Origin of the sequence: Mesobacillus foraminis, assembly GCF_004340465.1 — a bacterium.
Taxonomy (GTDB): domain Bacteria; phylum Bacillota; class Bacilli; order Bacillales; family Cytobacillaceae; genus Mesobacillus_B; species Mesobacillus_B foraminis.
Genome location: NZ_SLVV01000003.1, coordinates 1 through 14,414 on the forward strand (window position 1 = coordinate 1; position 14,414 = coordinate 14,414).

16 protein-coding genes and 1 pseudogene are annotated in these 14,414 nt (G+C 37.6%); 15 read left to right on the forward strand and 2 right to left on the reverse strand.

Annotated features, from left to right (window positions below; genetic code table 11):
• Positions 1 to 101: 101 nt before the first annotated feature.
• The 3 genes from EV146_RS04690 to EV146_RS04700 all read left to right on the forward strand — a co-directional run bounded on the left by EV146_RS04690 (position 102) and on the right by EV146_RS04700 (position 2,312).
• Positions 102 to 518 carry a VOC family protein gene (locus EV146_RS04690; protein ID WP_132002660.1) on the forward strand — a complete coding sequence of 139 codons (417 nt, stop codon included), beginning with the start codon at positions 102 to 104 and terminating at the stop codon, positions 516 to 518.
• 475 nt (positions 519 to 993) lie between these two features.
• Positions 994 to 1,545, forward strand: a complete 552-nt coding sequence (locus EV146_RS04695) for a dihydrofolate reductase family protein (protein WP_132002663.1) — start codon at positions 994 to 996, stop codon at positions 1,543 to 1,545.
• Between the two features lie 128 nt (positions 1,546 to 1,673).
• On the forward strand, positions 1,674 to 2,312 hold the full coding sequence (locus EV146_RS04700; RefSeq protein ID WP_132002666.1) for a DUF1349 domain-containing protein: 639 nt from the start codon (positions 1,674 to 1,676) through the stop codon (positions 2,310 to 2,312).
• A gap of 38 nt (positions 2,313 to 2,350) precedes the next feature.
• Here the strand turns inward: EV146_RS04700 and EV146_RS04705 are convergent, their stop codons facing one another.
• Positions 2,351 to 2,653: a hypothetical protein gene (locus EV146_RS04705; RefSeq protein WP_132002669.1), complete on the reverse strand. Its 303-nt coding sequence runs from the start codon at positions 2,651 to 2,653 to the stop codon at positions 2,351 to 2,353.
• A 48-nt stretch (positions 2,654 to 2,701) separates the two neighbouring features.
• On the opposite strand from EV146_RS04705, the pseudogene EV146_RS27785 reads away from it, so the two are divergent.
• From EV146_RS27785 to ftsZ, 4 genes and pseudogenes are all read left to right on the forward strand, one after another.
• A pseudogene (locus EV146_RS27785) lies at positions 2,702 to 2,815 on the forward strand (tyrosine-type recombinase/integrase); the annotation flags it as partial.
• Between the two features lie 616 nt (positions 2,816 to 3,431).
• On the forward strand, positions 3,432 to 3,902 hold the full coding sequence (locus EV146_RS04715; protein ID WP_132002672.1) for a peptide-methionine (S)-S-oxide reductase: 471 nt from the start codon (positions 3,432 to 3,434) through the stop codon (positions 3,900 to 3,902).
• A gap of 244 nt (positions 3,903 to 4,146) precedes the next feature.
• Positions 4,147 to 4,311, forward strand: coding sequence for a hypothetical protein (locus tag EV146_RS26795; RefSeq protein WP_158287004.1), 165 nt, complete (start codon positions 4,147 to 4,149; stop codon positions 4,309 to 4,311).
• 643 nt (positions 4,312 to 4,954) lie between these two features.
• Positions 4,955 to 6,199 carry a cell division protein FtsZ gene (ftsZ, locus tag EV146_RS04720; RefSeq protein WP_132002675.1) on the forward strand — a complete coding sequence of 415 codons (1,245 nt, stop codon included), beginning with the start codon at positions 4,955 to 4,957 and terminating at the stop codon, positions 6,197 to 6,199.
• Between the two features lie 254 nt (positions 6,200 to 6,453).
• Here the strand turns inward: ftsZ and EV146_RS04725 are convergent, their stop codons facing one another.
• Positions 6,454 to 7,224, reverse strand: a complete 771-nt coding sequence (locus tag EV146_RS04725) for a 3D domain-containing protein (protein ID WP_132002678.1) — start codon at positions 7,222 to 7,224, stop codon at positions 6,454 to 6,456.
• A gap of 352 nt (positions 7,225 to 7,576) precedes the next feature.
• Between EV146_RS04725 and EV146_RS04730 the strand changes: the two genes are divergently transcribed.
• The 8 genes from EV146_RS04730 (at position 7,577) to EV146_RS04765 (ending at position 14,182) form a co-directional block, all read left to right on the forward strand.
• Positions 7,577 to 8,143, forward strand: a complete 567-nt coding sequence (locus EV146_RS04730; RefSeq protein WP_219916255.1) for a GNAT family N-acetyltransferase — start codon at positions 7,577 to 7,579, stop codon at positions 8,141 to 8,143.
• 589 nt (positions 8,144 to 8,732) lie between these two features.
• Entirely contained in the window at positions 8,733 to 9,272 is a 540-nt protein-coding gene (locus EV146_RS04735) for a sigma-70 family RNA polymerase sigma factor (RefSeq protein WP_132002681.1), read from the forward strand.
• The gene (locus EV146_RS04740) at positions 9,265 to 10,674 is read left to right on the forward strand and encodes a DUF4179 domain-containing protein (RefSeq protein ID WP_132002684.1); all 1,410 of its coding nucleotides are present in this window, start codon (positions 9,265 to 9,267) and stop codon (positions 10,672 to 10,674) included. Before EV146_RS04735 ends, EV146_RS04740 begins: the two co-directional genes overlap by 8 nt.
• A 260-nt stretch (positions 10,675 to 10,934) precedes the next feature.
• Positions 10,935 to 11,081 carry a hypothetical protein gene (locus EV146_RS27790; RefSeq protein ID WP_241993811.1) on the forward strand — a complete coding sequence of 49 codons (147 nt, stop codon included), beginning with the start codon at positions 10,935 to 10,937 and terminating at the stop codon, positions 11,079 to 11,081.
• Between the two features lie 298 nt (positions 11,082 to 11,379).
• Positions 11,380 to 11,727, forward strand: a complete 348-nt coding sequence (locus EV146_RS04750; protein ID WP_132002687.1) for a hypothetical protein — start codon at positions 11,380 to 11,382, stop codon at positions 11,725 to 11,727.
• Positions 11,728 to 11,873: 146 nt separating this feature from the next.
• Positions 11,874 to 12,230 carry an MmcQ/YjbR family DNA-binding protein gene (locus EV146_RS04755; protein ID WP_132002690.1) on the forward strand — a complete coding sequence of 119 codons (357 nt, stop codon included), beginning with the start codon at positions 11,874 to 11,876 and terminating at the stop codon, positions 12,228 to 12,230.
• A gap of 183 nt (positions 12,231 to 12,413) precedes the next feature.
• Positions 12,414 to 13,100, forward strand: coding sequence for an MBL fold metallo-hydrolase (locus EV146_RS04760; RefSeq protein WP_132003698.1), 687 nt, complete (start codon positions 12,414 to 12,416; stop codon positions 13,098 to 13,100).
• Between the two features lie 179 nt (positions 13,101 to 13,279).
• Positions 13,280 to 14,182 (forward strand): RCC1 domain-containing protein, encoded by a 903-nt coding sequence (locus EV146_RS04765; protein ID WP_132002693.1) that lies wholly within the window; start codon positions 13,280 to 13,282, stop codon positions 14,180 to 14,182.
• Positions 14,183 to 14,414 lie beyond the last annotated feature (232 nt).

Sequence of the window (14,414 nt, forward strand, 5' to 3'; positions counted from 1 at the left end):
TTATTAATATCTGTTAGGGCGTATGTCAAAAAAATATTTTTTGACATCCCACCAACGGGTCAAACCGTTGATATATCAATATTTATAGAGGGAGGTCACCTATGGAAAAAACCAAACAGGATGTTTACCTAAAAAATTTTCTTCAAGTTAGGCTTGTTTCAGATCTTAACAAATCAAAAATTTATTACCAAAATACTCTTGGGTTCAAAGTAGATGAATGGGGACACGCAGAACTTGGGAATAACTTCGGTTTCATACTTCAACAAGCTGACAATCTTCAAGATATAAGACCCAATGCTAAACCAGGCAAGGTACAGTGGGAAGGGCAAAACATTGGCTGGGATTCCTATTTCTATTCCAACTTTGAGGGTGTTGGGCAATTATACAAAGAATTTAAATCCAAAGGCGCAATTTTCGCGTATGAACCAAAAACTGAAACTATGGGAAATAGTCAATGGAAAGAATTCGCTGTTAAAGACTTAGACGGTTATGTAATGGTTTTTGGTGGCGGCAAATAAAAATTTTTGAATATAGTGTTACGTTGCTTAGATAAGGAAAACATCATGTGCTCCTTTCCGAGGCTAGGATGTGAAAAAATTGTATTTAAATTAAAGAGTGCGATGCTTCAGAAATGGAGAATCGCTTTTTTCTTAAGTATTGGAGCAGAACAATTGAAATCAGATTAGTGAAATTCATATACTAAATGACTTATTTATATTTTCCTTAAGAAAGCAATATTGCTTAAAAATATCAATGAAAAAGTACGGCAATGGTTATTGGATTATTTGTCTTATAACTAATTTTTATTGATTGAAATAAGAAGGGGCGCTGAGGCGTCCCGCCATAATATTGATCATTCTTAATTACTTCAATGGGCAGGTTATTGAAAGAAGAATAAAACCTAATATTCAGAATAACAATTAAAAGAATTAGAAGGGGTGTTATGAGTGATTTGGAAATTTTGTTTTCAGGGAAGGGTGGAAGTATAACAGGATGTCTAAAATAATTTATCATGTTGCAGTTTCACTAGATAACTTTATTGCCGACCAAGGAATGATAGAGGGGGAAATTAACAATTCTTCCTTTTTATTTGATGGCGAACATGTCCCGGACTTTTTATCAGATATCCAACAATATGATGCAGTGCTGATGGGTGGGAAAACATATGAGTTTGGATTTCAATTCGGTGCTAAACCGGGCGAACCTGGCTACAAAGGTATAAAACATTACATATTTTCTAACTCTATGCAGTTCGATTCAAACGAAGAAGTGGAACTTATCAAGGAAGATGCTTTAGGGTTTATTGAAAATCTTAAACAAAAAGAAGTGGGCAGGATTTGGCTGTGTGGGGGTGGGGAATTAGCAGGGTCCTTGCTCAAAAATAAACTTATTGATCAATTAGTGCTAAAGGTTAATCCAATTATAGTCGGGAAAGGTATACCTCTATTCGGGAGCATTAAAGCGCATTTAAAATTAGAGTTAATGGATATAAAACAGTATTCTAACGGAGTCATTAAAACTACTTACAATATTATATATGTTTAGAAACTGTTTACATCGCATGAAAAGTGAGCCATTGTAAATTTTATAATCACAGATAATTCGGCCTTATTTGGAGAAGACAGGCATAATTCTTTTGTTAGGGTGCGATTATTAAAGCTGGAGGGATAAGGTTGGATAAACAGTTGATTCTTGAGGAGAAATTTGAAAATCAACAATTAAATAGCTTACTAGAATGGCGTTGTGAACCTAAGAAGTGGAGTGTTGACACAACGAGTTCTCAGCTGGTTTTAGAAACCGATCAGGAAACAGATTACTGGCAAAAAACACATTACGGCTTTGAAGCAGACAATGGTCATTTTCTTTATATGAATACAGATAAGAATTTTAGGATAACCACAAAGGTCAAAGCTTTTCCAAAGTCAAAGTATGACCAGGCAGGGTTGATGGTTCGCTATTCAAAGAATGTATGGGTTAAAACTTCTTTAGAATATATAACAAATACTTTGAGTAAAATGGGGGCAGTAGTTACAAATGGAGGGTACTCTGACTGGTCCACACAATATATGGAGTCTAAAGAGACTGACACATACTTACGAATCTCCAGGATTGCTCAAAATTGCTATGTTGATTTTTCCTGGGATGGGGAAGAATGGATGCAAATACGCATAGCTCACTTGGATATTCCTGGTGATTCAACAATCTCAGCTGGATTATTTGCATGCAGTCCTCAAGGAAAGGACCAATCTGTGCGTTTTGATTTTCTTACCATAGAAGAGCTTTCTGCAGATCCAAAAGAAGCTTATCTATAACAAGCATCTCATTGATGGATCTATTATTATAACATCATTTAACCACCATATTTTCTCTTAGTGTATAGTAAAGTGATTAAATAAATAATCGAAATAGTTAAAAGAAAGATAAATGGATTTATACCCTCGTAAGAACGGTCTGTCCAAAAAGTTAAATAAACATTTTCAATCATTTCAATTAACAGCATACCAATTACAACTGTAAATGCGTATGACTGGGCTTTCATTTTGATGAAATTTTTCCTTTCATTCCCCAATTGAGGTAATGTCACGAGGGTAATAATTATTAGCAAAACACAAATTGCTAAACTAGCAAAGAACAATATAACTCCCCAGTTCATAACTTATTTCTCCTTATCAAAAAATGAAGAGCAGAATGATAAATCGGCCATCAACATCACCTTAGACATAGCTATGCAACCACACTTATTAACAGTTGAGCACCTTTAGAGGTCATACAGAATTTAATGGGACACGAAAAGAGCGAAACCACCAGAATATAAGCTTATCTAAGTGGTCATTTGAAACGTGAGTTATATAAGAAATTCTTTTAACTGCTGCTGATGCAGCAGTTTTATTGTGCTCAAGGGACAGGTTAGTCGAAGAAGATTGTAATTGAATGAGAAAGATAAATGAAAAAGACGAGTTTTACCGTCTAATTTTTTACTTATCAAGCTTGTCCAATATAGATTTAAGAATATTATTCCTTTCCTGTTGTATCCTTATAAATCGCATAAGATACCAGATAACAAAAACTATAACGGCTATATTAAACAATAATGTTACATTGGAGCTATAGTAAAAAGATTAATCATTGAGAAATCTCCTTTGTTTTAGTAGATTATACCATATGCTGTAAATGTATGAGTAACAGGCGGTCGTTAGTGACTGCCTTTTTAGCTTATTAAAGTAAAGAGGGCAAGAGTTTAACAACCGGCTTCTTTTCCAGGCGGTCCTTTTCTTCTTCATAGATCTTAGAAGGGATGAATGCTCTTTTTATTGAATACCACTAGTAATCCGATGGTGTTTAAATAGTAGCTTGAATGAGCCGGATCATAGTAACTGGAGTCTTTTCTTAGAATAAAAATTTTGGGCGTTTAAAAAAAGAGGAGAGTCAATATGGAAATAGTCTATTTTGCAGGTGGATGTTTATGGGGAGTACAAGCTTTTATAAAAACTTTACCTGGAGTTAGGTTTACAGAAGCGGGAAGAGCTAATGGAACAAGTCAAACACTTGATGGTGCTTATGATGGCTACGCCGAATGTGTAAAAACAGGATTTGATCCAAAGGTTGTAACGATCATGGAATTAATGGGCTATTTTTTTGAAATTATTGATCCCTACAGTTTGAATAAACAAGGACAGGATGTTGGTAAGAAATACAGAACAGGAGTATATAGTGAAAAGCCTGAACACTTAATAGAGGCGAAGGCATTTATTAGTGAGAGAAATGATTATGACCTTATAGTCGTAGAAGTATTGCTTCTTACAAACTATGTGAGAAGTGCAGAAGAACATCAAGATAGATTAGCTAGATGTCCAAATGATTATTGTCATATTCCAGAAGAAATATTAAGTAGATATAAGTAAGGGAAAATATTGAAAGATGTTTATGGACTCTATGCTTTACCATCTAACAAGGGGAACAGCACAGACCACTCGGATGCGTTTATTTCACAACGCGTCTTTTTCGTATAGGGAGTTAATGTATACGCGGGGGCATTCCTTAGTATCTGGCTACATATGATGCGGTTTTCTTATTGTACAAAAGGGGCAGTTTTGTTTTATAAAAAAAGGTAAAATGCAGATGAAATGACAGAAGAGGAGAAAAATTATGAATGCAGGAGTAAATATGGGAGATATTATTTTTCAAGTATTTTCCTTAGGAGTTCCAATATTTTTTATAGCAATCTTACTTTTATTTTGGCGTTCTTCAAAAAAGAAAAAAGAACAATTAAACGTAATGAAGAAAGGTTGGACTCGATACAGAAAAAAATAAATAAAAATATGAGATAGATTGTGAAGTTTTGTACTTAAAGTAAAGGGTGCAAGAGTTTAAGAACCAGCTGCTGTTCCAGCCGGTTCTTTTCTTCTTCAATAAAAGGGGAGTTTTGTGTAAGAAGAATTCTAAAATTTTATAATTTAAAAAGAATTTAGGGGAAGGTTGGGATTAAAATAGATATTTTCATCAAAAGAATCACTCTATTTATAGCTTTACTATTTTTTTTAATAGCTTTTGTATACGGTAATACATTTTTCCAAGCTGGGATAATTTTTTTAGCGATTCACAATATCTATGTAACCAATATGGAACTTAATCAGCAAAAAGACGGAAAGGAAAATTACAAGGCTTATATTTTATGGGTTGTAGTGCTAATAGTGTCAGGTTCGTTCCTAATTAGAAATCTTCTAGGGTTGTAGGGTAGCATAATCCCTGTAAAACTAAACCACTTTAACTTCTCTACTGAATTTCCTGCGCAGTGCTTGTGCATTACCCACACGAAGAATGACACTTTATTACGGTCAAATTACAGTTCTTTGACAAATCGCAGGAAAGGACACAATTTCCAAAACGCTTATGAATCTTATAGGTATAGAGAAAAATAGGGGGCCATATCTGAAGCTAATTGGGAGGACTATAAATGCTGGAATTTGAAACCAATATCGATCAATTTGCCACTATAAAAGTAATTGGGGTTGGCGGCGGCGGAAATAATGCCGTAAACCGGATGATTGAGGACGGCGTGCAGGGAGTAGAGTTCATTTCCGTGAATACAGATGCGCAGGCTCTCCACATGTCAAAAGCGGAGGTCACGATGCAAATCGGCGGTTCGCTGACCAGGGGCCTGGGGGCCGGTGCCAATCCTGAAATCGGCAGAAAGGCTGTCGAGGAAAGCAGGCAGCAGATAAGGGAAGCTCTGCAAGGTGCGGACATGGTGTTCGTAACGGCCGGAATGGGCGGCGGAACCGGGACCGGAGCTGCGCCGGAGATTGCCCATATCGCGCGCGAGCTTGGGGCACTTACAATTGGAGTGGTGACTCGTCCGTTCCCTTTTGAAGGCCGCAAGCGGGCACAAAATGCGGCAGCCGGAATTGAAGAGATGAAGAAAGCCGTTAATACCTTAATCATTATTCCAAACGAGCGATTGCTGGAAATCGTCGACAAGAAAACGCCGATGATTGAAGCCTTCCGTGAGGCGGACAATGTTCTCAGGCAGGGTGTCCAGGGCATTTCCGACTTGATCGCCGTGCCAGGCTTGATTAACCTGGACTTTGCTGACGTGAAAACGATCATGTCCAATAAAGGAACGGCGCTTATGGGCATCGGAGTCGCTTCAGGCGAAGACCGCGCTGCCGAAGCTGCCAAAAAGGCCATCTCCTCGCCGTTGCTTGAAACAAGCATCAATGGGGCGAAAGGGGTGCTGATGAACATCACCGGCGGCATGAACCTCAGTTTGTATGAAGTCCAGGAAGCGGCCGATATTGTGGCGGCTGCAACAGATGACCAGCTTAACATGATTTTTGGATCGGTCATCAATGAAAACCTGAATAAAGAAATCATGGTGACCGTGATTGCGACCGGCTTCGATCATGATGAGGAGGAAGCTCCGCCGTCGAACACATCACGCCGTTCCGGAGACATGATTGCCAATTCCCGTGAGCAATACCAGGCTCAGTCGAGACAGCGAGAGCCTGTTGCCCATGCAGAATCGGGGAATTATGGCCAAGCCCGAAACTACAGCCAGTCCGGCGGCTACGGTCAATCCGGCCATCACAGCCAGCCGCCTGCCTACGAAGAGCCCGCGAATTACGAACGGGGTACCCAGCAGCAAGATGACTCGCTTGATATTCCATCGTTCTTGCGGAAGCGAAGCAGAAGGCGGTAAACCAACGAACAAAAAGGCCTGATCATTTGCGATCAGGCCTTTTAAAATAGATAAAAGCAAACGTTCATGCCGCCACTTTAACGGGTAGATTTAAGTAAGTTGAAGGTTGAATCATGGAGCCATTATGAAAAGAATCCCATGTGCCGGCCTGCTTCTGAGCTGAATCATGGTATTCATGATCTTAATTGTCATCAATACCGTTCTGTTATTCTTTTATAAAGGGAATAAGCCCCCAAGAGCTGGGGGCTTTCCTCTTATTCTACGATTGTTACTTTCACTTGCTTTCTTCCAAACGCAAGTGCGTCGCTTTGCTCAGGGATGAATACGTCGATTCTATTGCCTTTGATGGCTCCGCCGATGTCTTCAGCGGTAGCATACCCGTACCCCTGAACGTATACTTTTGATCCGAGCGGAATAACGGATGGATCCACGGCAATGACTTTTGCATTCGGATTGGCTTTCAGGTCAACACCTGTTTTGGTGATTCCGATGCAGCCTTCGCAGTCAGCTGTATAAGCTGTTGCTTCGACCATGATTTCCTTGCCTGCTGGTGCAGACGTTTGAGCGGCTGCTGTTTTCGCAACCGGGGCTGTTGATTTGGCTGGTGCTGTTTTCGCTGGTGCTGAAACATTTTGAGCTCTTTCTGTTTTTACGGTTGCTGCATTATGTACGTCCGTATAAATAGTTAGTTCCAAACCAGGATGGATCAGGTCAGATGATAGAGAGTTCCACTTCATCAGGTTGTCTACTGTAACTCCGTAGACTTGAGATATATTCCAAAGGGTGTCCCCGCTTCTTACTAGTACTGTTTTGACTGGTGATACTTCTAGAGTGTCATTTGGATGAATCACATCACTTGTGAGTTTGTTCCATTTTTTGATGGATTCGACAGATACTCCATATTGTTTGGATAGACCATACAGAGTGTCTCCCTGCTTGACGACGACTTGTTCTGCTTGCGCACTTCCCGCAGCTGCGATAAAGAACGCCGCTGCTGCAATTAAAGATAAAAATTTTCGTTTCATTTTCTCCTTGCCTCCAATCGGCTTTCTTTTACTATGGTGATTATAGTAACATAGCAGTCTTACAATAAAAGAACAAAGAGATATAAATTGGGTGACGAACATAACAGCCCTGTAACACAATGTAACAAATTTCGAGAATTGTAATATGTAAATTGTTGAGATTTGCAGATGGATCAGAAGGTTCTGCAAGCTAGAGGACCCGGATGAGTACCCGGGCCGGGGGCAGGACAGTTTAATATAACATTAATGGTATAATATTCCTGTATGCTATAAAAGGTGTGATGTAATATGTTTGATAAATTTAGAATATTAAAGTACTTCAGAATAGACTTTATGAAGGAGAGATATCGCATTGCCCGACAAGAAAAAAATATTTGATGTAATTGCAGAAACGGAAAGATTAATAGTAAGACCATTAAAAAGTGATGATTATCAAAATTGGTTTAATGAGTTTAATAACAGGTTTCCCTCGCAGTATAAACACGACAAAGGAAGAATGGATATGAGTGTTTGCACTGAGGAGTGGTTTCATAATTTGGTGGAAAAACATCAAGAATTAGCATTGAGTGATGTAGCACACGTATTCGGTATTTTCCGTAAAGAAGATGGGATTCACTTGGGGATGGTAGACTTCTCCACCTTAGCTAGGGAAGTCTTTCAATGGGCTAGAATTGGTTACAGTATTCATAATCAGTTTTGGGAAAATGGATACTGCAAAGAAGCAGTAAAAGAGGCTGTAAACCTAGCATTTAAAGAACTGGATTTTCATCGAATTGAAGCTCATATAAACCTTGATAATATACCTTCTATTAATACAGCAAGGAGTATAGGAATGGAGTTTGAATGTATTCGCAAAGGATTTATATATGAAAACGAAGAGTGGACTGACCATCTTGTTTATTGTATAAACTCTAAGTGATTAAGTTGAATAGCGTGCAGCTGAGATTCTTTTTAATGGAGTCCCTGTGAAAAGAACCTCTTTCATATACATATTCTAATAAAAAATGGATTTGGGAAGACATTACAATGCCGAATCCCCATTCAACATCCCATATACTTCCTCTTCTAAAAACATAGCCACTTCCTCTAATGAAACGGTTATTTTAAGTAGATAAGGCTGCTCTTATTTGTTTTTTAGTTAACATAGTCTTATTTTCATTTACAGGATATAGCTTGTTAACTCAATTAATAATTTTGAATATAAATCAGGTGTAGGTTCAGAAGAAGCTTCGTTGAGAATAGCAATGGCTGGTATATTATGGGGTATCAGTGTTTTACTTCTAATAATAACAATCTCAAGTATGGTAAGACGATTACAGTAGTCTTCTTCAACTTTATGAATGCTTTTAGATTCAAAAGGGTTACTGCTGTAATCCTTTTTTTTATGGAATAACAGGGACGGTTCAATAAGAAGTGCTTTTGTATTTACATGATTTTGAAAAGAATCTTAACTTCTTGAAACTTTTATTGATGATAGTGTCCACTAATAGGTGAAGGGGGGAGAATTGATGGAAGCGGAAATCCACCGATTAGTAAAAAAAGCAATCAAAGGGAACAAAAACGCGTTTGAAAAGTTGGTTCAACATTACTATGAAAGAATCTACCGGACAGCTTATCTTTATGTACATAACGAAGCAGATGCATTGGACGTCGTCCAGGAGGCAACCTATCAGGCCTATACATCCATCAAAACGTTAAGAAATCCGGAGTATTTTACGACCTGGCTCACCAGGATTGTAATTCGATGTTCGGGACATGTGATAAAGAAAAGGGACAATGTCATTCCAATGAGCGATGAATTATTAGCCAGCTTACCGGATGAATTGAATTCAAACATTGAAGAGTCTTCACAGCTTCTACATGCCGTTCAGCAGCTAAGATTGAATTATCGTACAGCCATTATTTTATTCTACTATTACGATTACTCAATCAAAACGATTAGTAGTGTGATGGAAATCCCAGAGAATACCGTCAAAACATATTTAAGCAGAGGAAAAGCAGAGTTAAAAAAGGTTTATAAAAGTGAGGAGGACAAATGCCATGGATAACAAAGAACTCAATGATGCAATTGAACAAATACCTGTGCCAAAAGAAAAAGTTTTTAACGCCATTTCCAAAGGGATAAACAAAGATGTGGATCGAGGACATGGAAAGAAAAAGAAGGCTCTTGCTGGTATAGCGATTGCGGCTGCTATTCTTGGAATCACAATGGCCTCCGGATTTTTTAATCCTGCTATGAACAAAGTATTAGCCAAGGCACCCTTAATCGGTGGGATTTTTCAAGAGTTTGATGATCCAATGGGTGTAGAACTAGCAAATCAGGATGCAGTAACACAATTAAATCAATCTTTAACAAAACATGGGGTAACTGTAAAACTAACAAGCGCTTACTTTGATGGTAATGTGGTTTCCATTACGGGATTTGTAGATGATGGTGTTGAAAAAGGGCATAACGAAAAAGGAGAAGTAAGCTTTGATGTGAACTTTGAACATAATAAAGGAGACAATGACCCATGGCTAAATGGGTCGAAAGATCTCAGGAAGGTTAAAGGCGGATATAAATTCCAATGGAAAATGGAATATCCATATAAGTCGATTAAAGAGAACTTCACTCTCCCTATAACGATTCATAGTATTAATGGAATAAAAGGTGATTGGAATTTTAATGTTCCAATTCAGCAAGAAAAAAACAGTACACTTGTTATTAATCAGGAAAAAGGATATCCAGAAGATGAGGTCAAAATCCGTATAAAGGAGATTCTTACCGCAAAAACCACCTCTTCACTTATTTATGAGACCGTGGAGAAATACGAGGGCGATAATATTGATATACAAGTAGTTGATAATAAAGGAAAAGTATATACGTTCGGAAACCCAACAATTCTTGAGGAATCGGAACAGGAAGATGGATATCATAGTATCGTCAGAAGAGAAATGACCAAGCTGAATTCAGATATTACATCACTTACATTTTATACTTCGTTATCAGCGGCAGATCCAAAAGGACAACAACTTTTGAATATAAAATCTTTCACCTTAAAAAGCACACGGTTCAATTTAGGCTTGCAGGTAAATGATGTTACTCAAAAAAGTGGGGAATTGGTAATAGATTATCAGCTTACAGGGCTTCCGAGGAATTTGAGTAAAGGTAAACTTGAAACAATTAACCATAATTTGGCTTACCTTTTCTGGTTGGTGGATAAGGAATATTTAAACAAGATAGACCCGGAAAATCCGTGGCCTCCTAAAAACCACGGTATTCCCTTTAATAAAGTAAAAATGATTGATGAGGCAACGTTACACTTCCAATCCACATTCGATTTGAATGGAGAAGAAAAAATTAAGAACTTTAAGCTGGAAAATACAATCCTGCAGTTCGATTTTTCAAGGTTTGTCCCATCTGAGGATTTACAACCATTTACTGTTGAACTTCCGGTCGGGGAAGAATAATCAGTTACAGTAACTCAGTTAGGAATCGGACGGAATTCTATTATTGCATTGAATAATTAGTAAAATCGGGCGATGACTTAAGTAAGTCACCGTCTTTTTTTGTGAAATATTTTATTAAAATTACAGGGTGCAAGAGATAAAGGATCCCGGCTGTCGTGAAGACAGTCTTTTTTAATGGTGGCGGGCTTGTTGAAGAAGGAAATGTATTACTTTGAGGGAATTAAGATATATAAGAGTTATAAAATTGAAGGTGTGTTTAAATGGAAGAAATAGTGCAATCATTTTTAGAAACTGAAATTTCTGATCAAGATTATTATGAAGGAATCATTCGTTTTATTTATTCTGGCAATATTAGATGTGGAGAATATGAATGTAATCAATTTGTAGTTAAAAATTGGATTTATTGAACTTTATCGTTTATGAAGAATATGAGATTAATAAAAAGAGGGAAATTCATAATTCATTTTCTATATCCAAAAATAAAGTACTTAGAATCATTAATGACTATGCTGGTAAACAGGGATTTATAATACAAGATTTTTAATTTTTATTGGACTAAAGAGGGGCATTGATTGTATATGGATGAATGACCTTTTGTGTTTAGCGACTTATGGTAGTAAAGGGGAGGTTTGCTGAAAAAGAATATGTAACTAATCGACTTGAATATATACTAAAAACAATATTTATTTATTAGAGGAGCAGAAAATGAAGTGTTTTTGCGAACAACAAGAAACATACGAGTTAAAGGTCGAAGGTGATGTTGGAGCTGACCCTATCTGGTGTAATCAATGCGGCTGTAATTTTGATTTAGATGATATTCCATTCTCAAAAGAATTAAAAAGAGAATTGAGCGAGTGGGCAACAAAGTATGGTGAATGGATTGATTGGGATTTAGACCAAATAATTGAAAATGGTGCTGAAATAGAGGAAGAACATAACCGACAAGGTGCTTATTTAACAGAAAAAGTTAAGTTAGAGCTCGACGGCAGATATAAAATAAAGTTTTCGCCTTCGTCAATGGGAAGAAGTTATTCAAATAATAAACTTCTTTAAACAACTGCGGTCCTATGTATAATAGGTAGCATTCTTTTTCCTTATTGTACAAAAGGGAGGTTAGAGCAATAAAGCGTCCAGGGGTTATAATTAAGGATGCAGCTTTATTAAATAACTAGCAAGTTGTCTTAGAGAAGAGGTTAACAATGAAAAATAGAGAGGAAGCTATCAGATACTGTTTGGGGATGGGCAATACATATGAAGATTATCCATTTCGTGATAAGAATTGGACGTTAATGCGACATATAGATAACAAGAAAGTGTTTGCGTGGATATTTGAAAAAGATGGCCATATTTGGATTAATGTGAAATGTGAACCCGGTTTTTTGAATTATTGGCGTCAGATTTACAATTCGGTAGTTCCAGCATTTCATCTTAATAAGGATCATTGGAATTCGATAATTCTTGATGGCACTGTTCCTAAGGAAGACATTTACGAAATGATAAAACAAAGCTATATGTTAACTAAAAAAAATAATAGTAAAGTTAATTTCAAAAAGTGAAGGTATTGATTCAGCAGAAAGGATTAATGCCTTTTTCTGTGGAACTTACTATGAGTGTGAACTAATCTACTAAAACCTAACGGGTGCATTAAACCAAGGGGTTGAGGCCTCTTTATGTTGAAATTTCATATTGTAGGTACGAAACAGGTGAAAGCAACCAAATTAAAGGATAGGGGATTTAAAATGGAGATTTTAGAACTACCAATTGAGTTTAAGTATAAAGAACAGAAGAATATAATTTATCCTAGCTTAATTATCTCCAATAATGATTTAACTTTAGTGGATACAGGATATGCGAATTTTTTACCTATAATCGAATCTGAAATTATAAAAATTGGATATAAAATGATTAATTTAAAGAACATCATTATCACTCACTATGATAATGACCATATTGGCTCGTTATATGCTTTCAAAGCAAAATACCCTTGGATCAAAATAATAGCCAGTGAGCGTGAATCAAGATACATAAGCGGAGAAGAAAAGTCGGAGAGATTAGTTCAAGCGGAAGAAATGTTAGCTGGATTACCAAGTGAAGAAATAGAATTTGGTAAATGGTTTATACAAGAATTAAAGAGTTTGAAACATATTTCAGTGGATGAAAAAGTTGAAGATGGGGCAAAGATCCTTGATGGAAAATGTACCATAATTGCAACCCCGGGACATACATCAGGTCATATATCTTTATATATACCTAGTTTGAATAGTGTAATTACGGGTGATGCAGCTGTTAATGAAAATAATAGGTTGGTGATTGCTAATCCTCATTTTTGTTTAAATATTGAGAAAGCAAAAGAGTCCCTTAGCAAAATCTTAAATCTCAATGTAAAAACCTACTATTGCTATCATGGCGGCAAATTAACCTTATAACCTTCTATCGTTTATAGGTTCCTTTTATAAATTAAGCAATTATATTAATAGTAGAGTTAAAAAATACAAATAATAATATTCCTTAAGTATATAAATGAAAAGCAGAAGGAGTCGAAGGGAGAGCGCTATGGCGGTCTTTTTTCTTCTTCCACAAAGGTATTGTTTCAAGGAGGTGAATCATGGATTACATTTCACCGGAAGAAGCAGTGTTAAAGGTACAACGGTGGCCTAAGGATACCATAGCGGCGGGGCGTCGTCATACCGTTGGCCTAAAATCTGACGGCACGGTGATGGCTGCGGGTGATAATATATATGGACAATGTGATGTAGGCGGCTGGCGCAATATTGTGGCGGTAGCGGCTGGAAATGTTCATATGGCGACGAACACGGGTAATGCTCATACAATCGGTCTTAAATCTGACAGTGCTGTGACTGCTGTGGGTTGGAATAAACATGACCAATGCGATGTCAACGACTGGCGCGATATTGTAGCGGTTGCAGCGGGTTGGCGTCGTACCATTGGGCTTAAATCGGATGGCGCAGTGGTAGCAGTGGGCCGAAATAATGATGGTGAATGCAATGTAAGCGGCTGGCATGATATTTTGGCCGTCGCGGCGGGTGACTGGCATACAATCGGTCTTAAATTGGACGGAACACTGATGGCTGTGGGAAATAATCGGTATCGCCAATGCAATGTAGGCGGCTGGCGCAATATTGTGGCGGTAGCGGCTGGTTATCTTCATACCATCGGTCTTAAATCGGACGGCAAGGTGGTTGCTATAGGTTCGGATAAAAATGGCCAATGCGATGTAAGCGACTGGCGTGGTATTGTGGCGATAGCGGCGGGTAGTAATCATACCATTGGCCTTAAATCGAACGGTACTGTGGCGGCTGTGGGTTGGAATGAGTATGGTCAATGTAATGTAAGTAATTGGCACGATATTGTGGCAATCGCGGCTGGTTGTGCTCATACCGTGGGTCTTAAATCTGACGGCACGATGGTTGCTGTGGGGGATAATGAATATGGACAATGCGATGTAAGCGGCTGGTACGGAATTCAACTGCCTAACAATTATTTTTAAGGTAAAAGGGATACAGTTCCTGAAACTAATAAACACCAAAAAAGGATCAAACCTAAATTTCCTTCTTCAGCTAACGGTTGCAAGAGTTTAAGAGCCGGGCGTAATTCAGCCGGCCTTTTTTATTGTTTAACTATAGGGAGATTAGCTGAGAAGGTTAAACATTATTTTGTAAATATGTGGTAAAATCAGGGGGTAACACCTAACTCTAACTGTAAAAACTACCTCAAAAAAA

Coding starts and splice junctions, on each gene's coding strand:
- EV146_RS04690 (WP_132002660.1), top strand. CDS start 102: ATGGAAAAAACCAAACAGGATGTTTACCTAAAAAATTTTCTTCAAGTT.
- EV146_RS04695 (WP_132002663.1), top strand. CDS start 994: ATGTCTAAAATAATTTATCATGTTGCAGTTTCACTAGATAACTTTATT.
- EV146_RS04705 (WP_132002669.1), bottom strand. CDS start 2,653: ATGAACTGGGGAGTTATATTGTTCTTTGCTAGTTTAGCAATTTGTGTT.
- EV146_RS04715 (WP_132002672.1), top strand. CDS start 3,432: ATGGAAATAGTCTATTTTGCAGGTGGATGTTTATGGGGAGTACAAGCT.
- EV146_RS26795 (WP_158287004.1), top strand. CDS start 4,147: ATGAATGCAGGAGTAAATATGGGAGATATTATTTTTCAAGTATTTTCC.
- ftsZ (WP_132002675.1), top strand. CDS start 4,955: ATGCTGGAATTTGAAACCAATATCGATCAATTTGCCACTATAAAAGTA.
- EV146_RS04725 (WP_132002678.1), bottom strand. CDS start 7,224: ATGAAACGAAAATTTTTATCTTTAATTGCAGCAGCGGCGTTCTTTATC.
- EV146_RS04735 (WP_132002681.1), top strand. CDS start 8,733: ATGGAAGCGGAAATCCACCGATTAGTAAAAAAAGCAATCAAAGGGAAC.
- EV146_RS04740 (WP_132002684.1), top strand. CDS start 9,265: ATGGATAACAAAGAACTCAATGATGCAATTGAACAAATACCTGTGCCA.
- EV146_RS27790 (WP_241993811.1), top strand. CDS start 10,935: ATGGAAGAAATAGTGCAATCATTTTTAGAAACTGAAATTTCTGATCAA.
- EV146_RS04750 (WP_132002687.1), top strand. CDS start 11,380: ATGAAGTGTTTTTGCGAACAACAAGAAACATACGAGTTAAAGGTCGAA.
- EV146_RS04755 (WP_132002690.1), top strand. CDS start 11,874: ATGAAAAATAGAGAGGAAGCTATCAGATACTGTTTGGGGATGGGCAAT.
- EV146_RS04760 (WP_132003698.1), top strand. CDS start 12,414: ATGGAGATTTTAGAACTACCAATTGAGTTTAAGTATAAAGAACAGAAG.
- EV146_RS04765 (WP_132002693.1), top strand. CDS start 13,280: ATGGATTACATTTCACCGGAAGAAGCAGTGTTAAAGGTACAACGGTGG.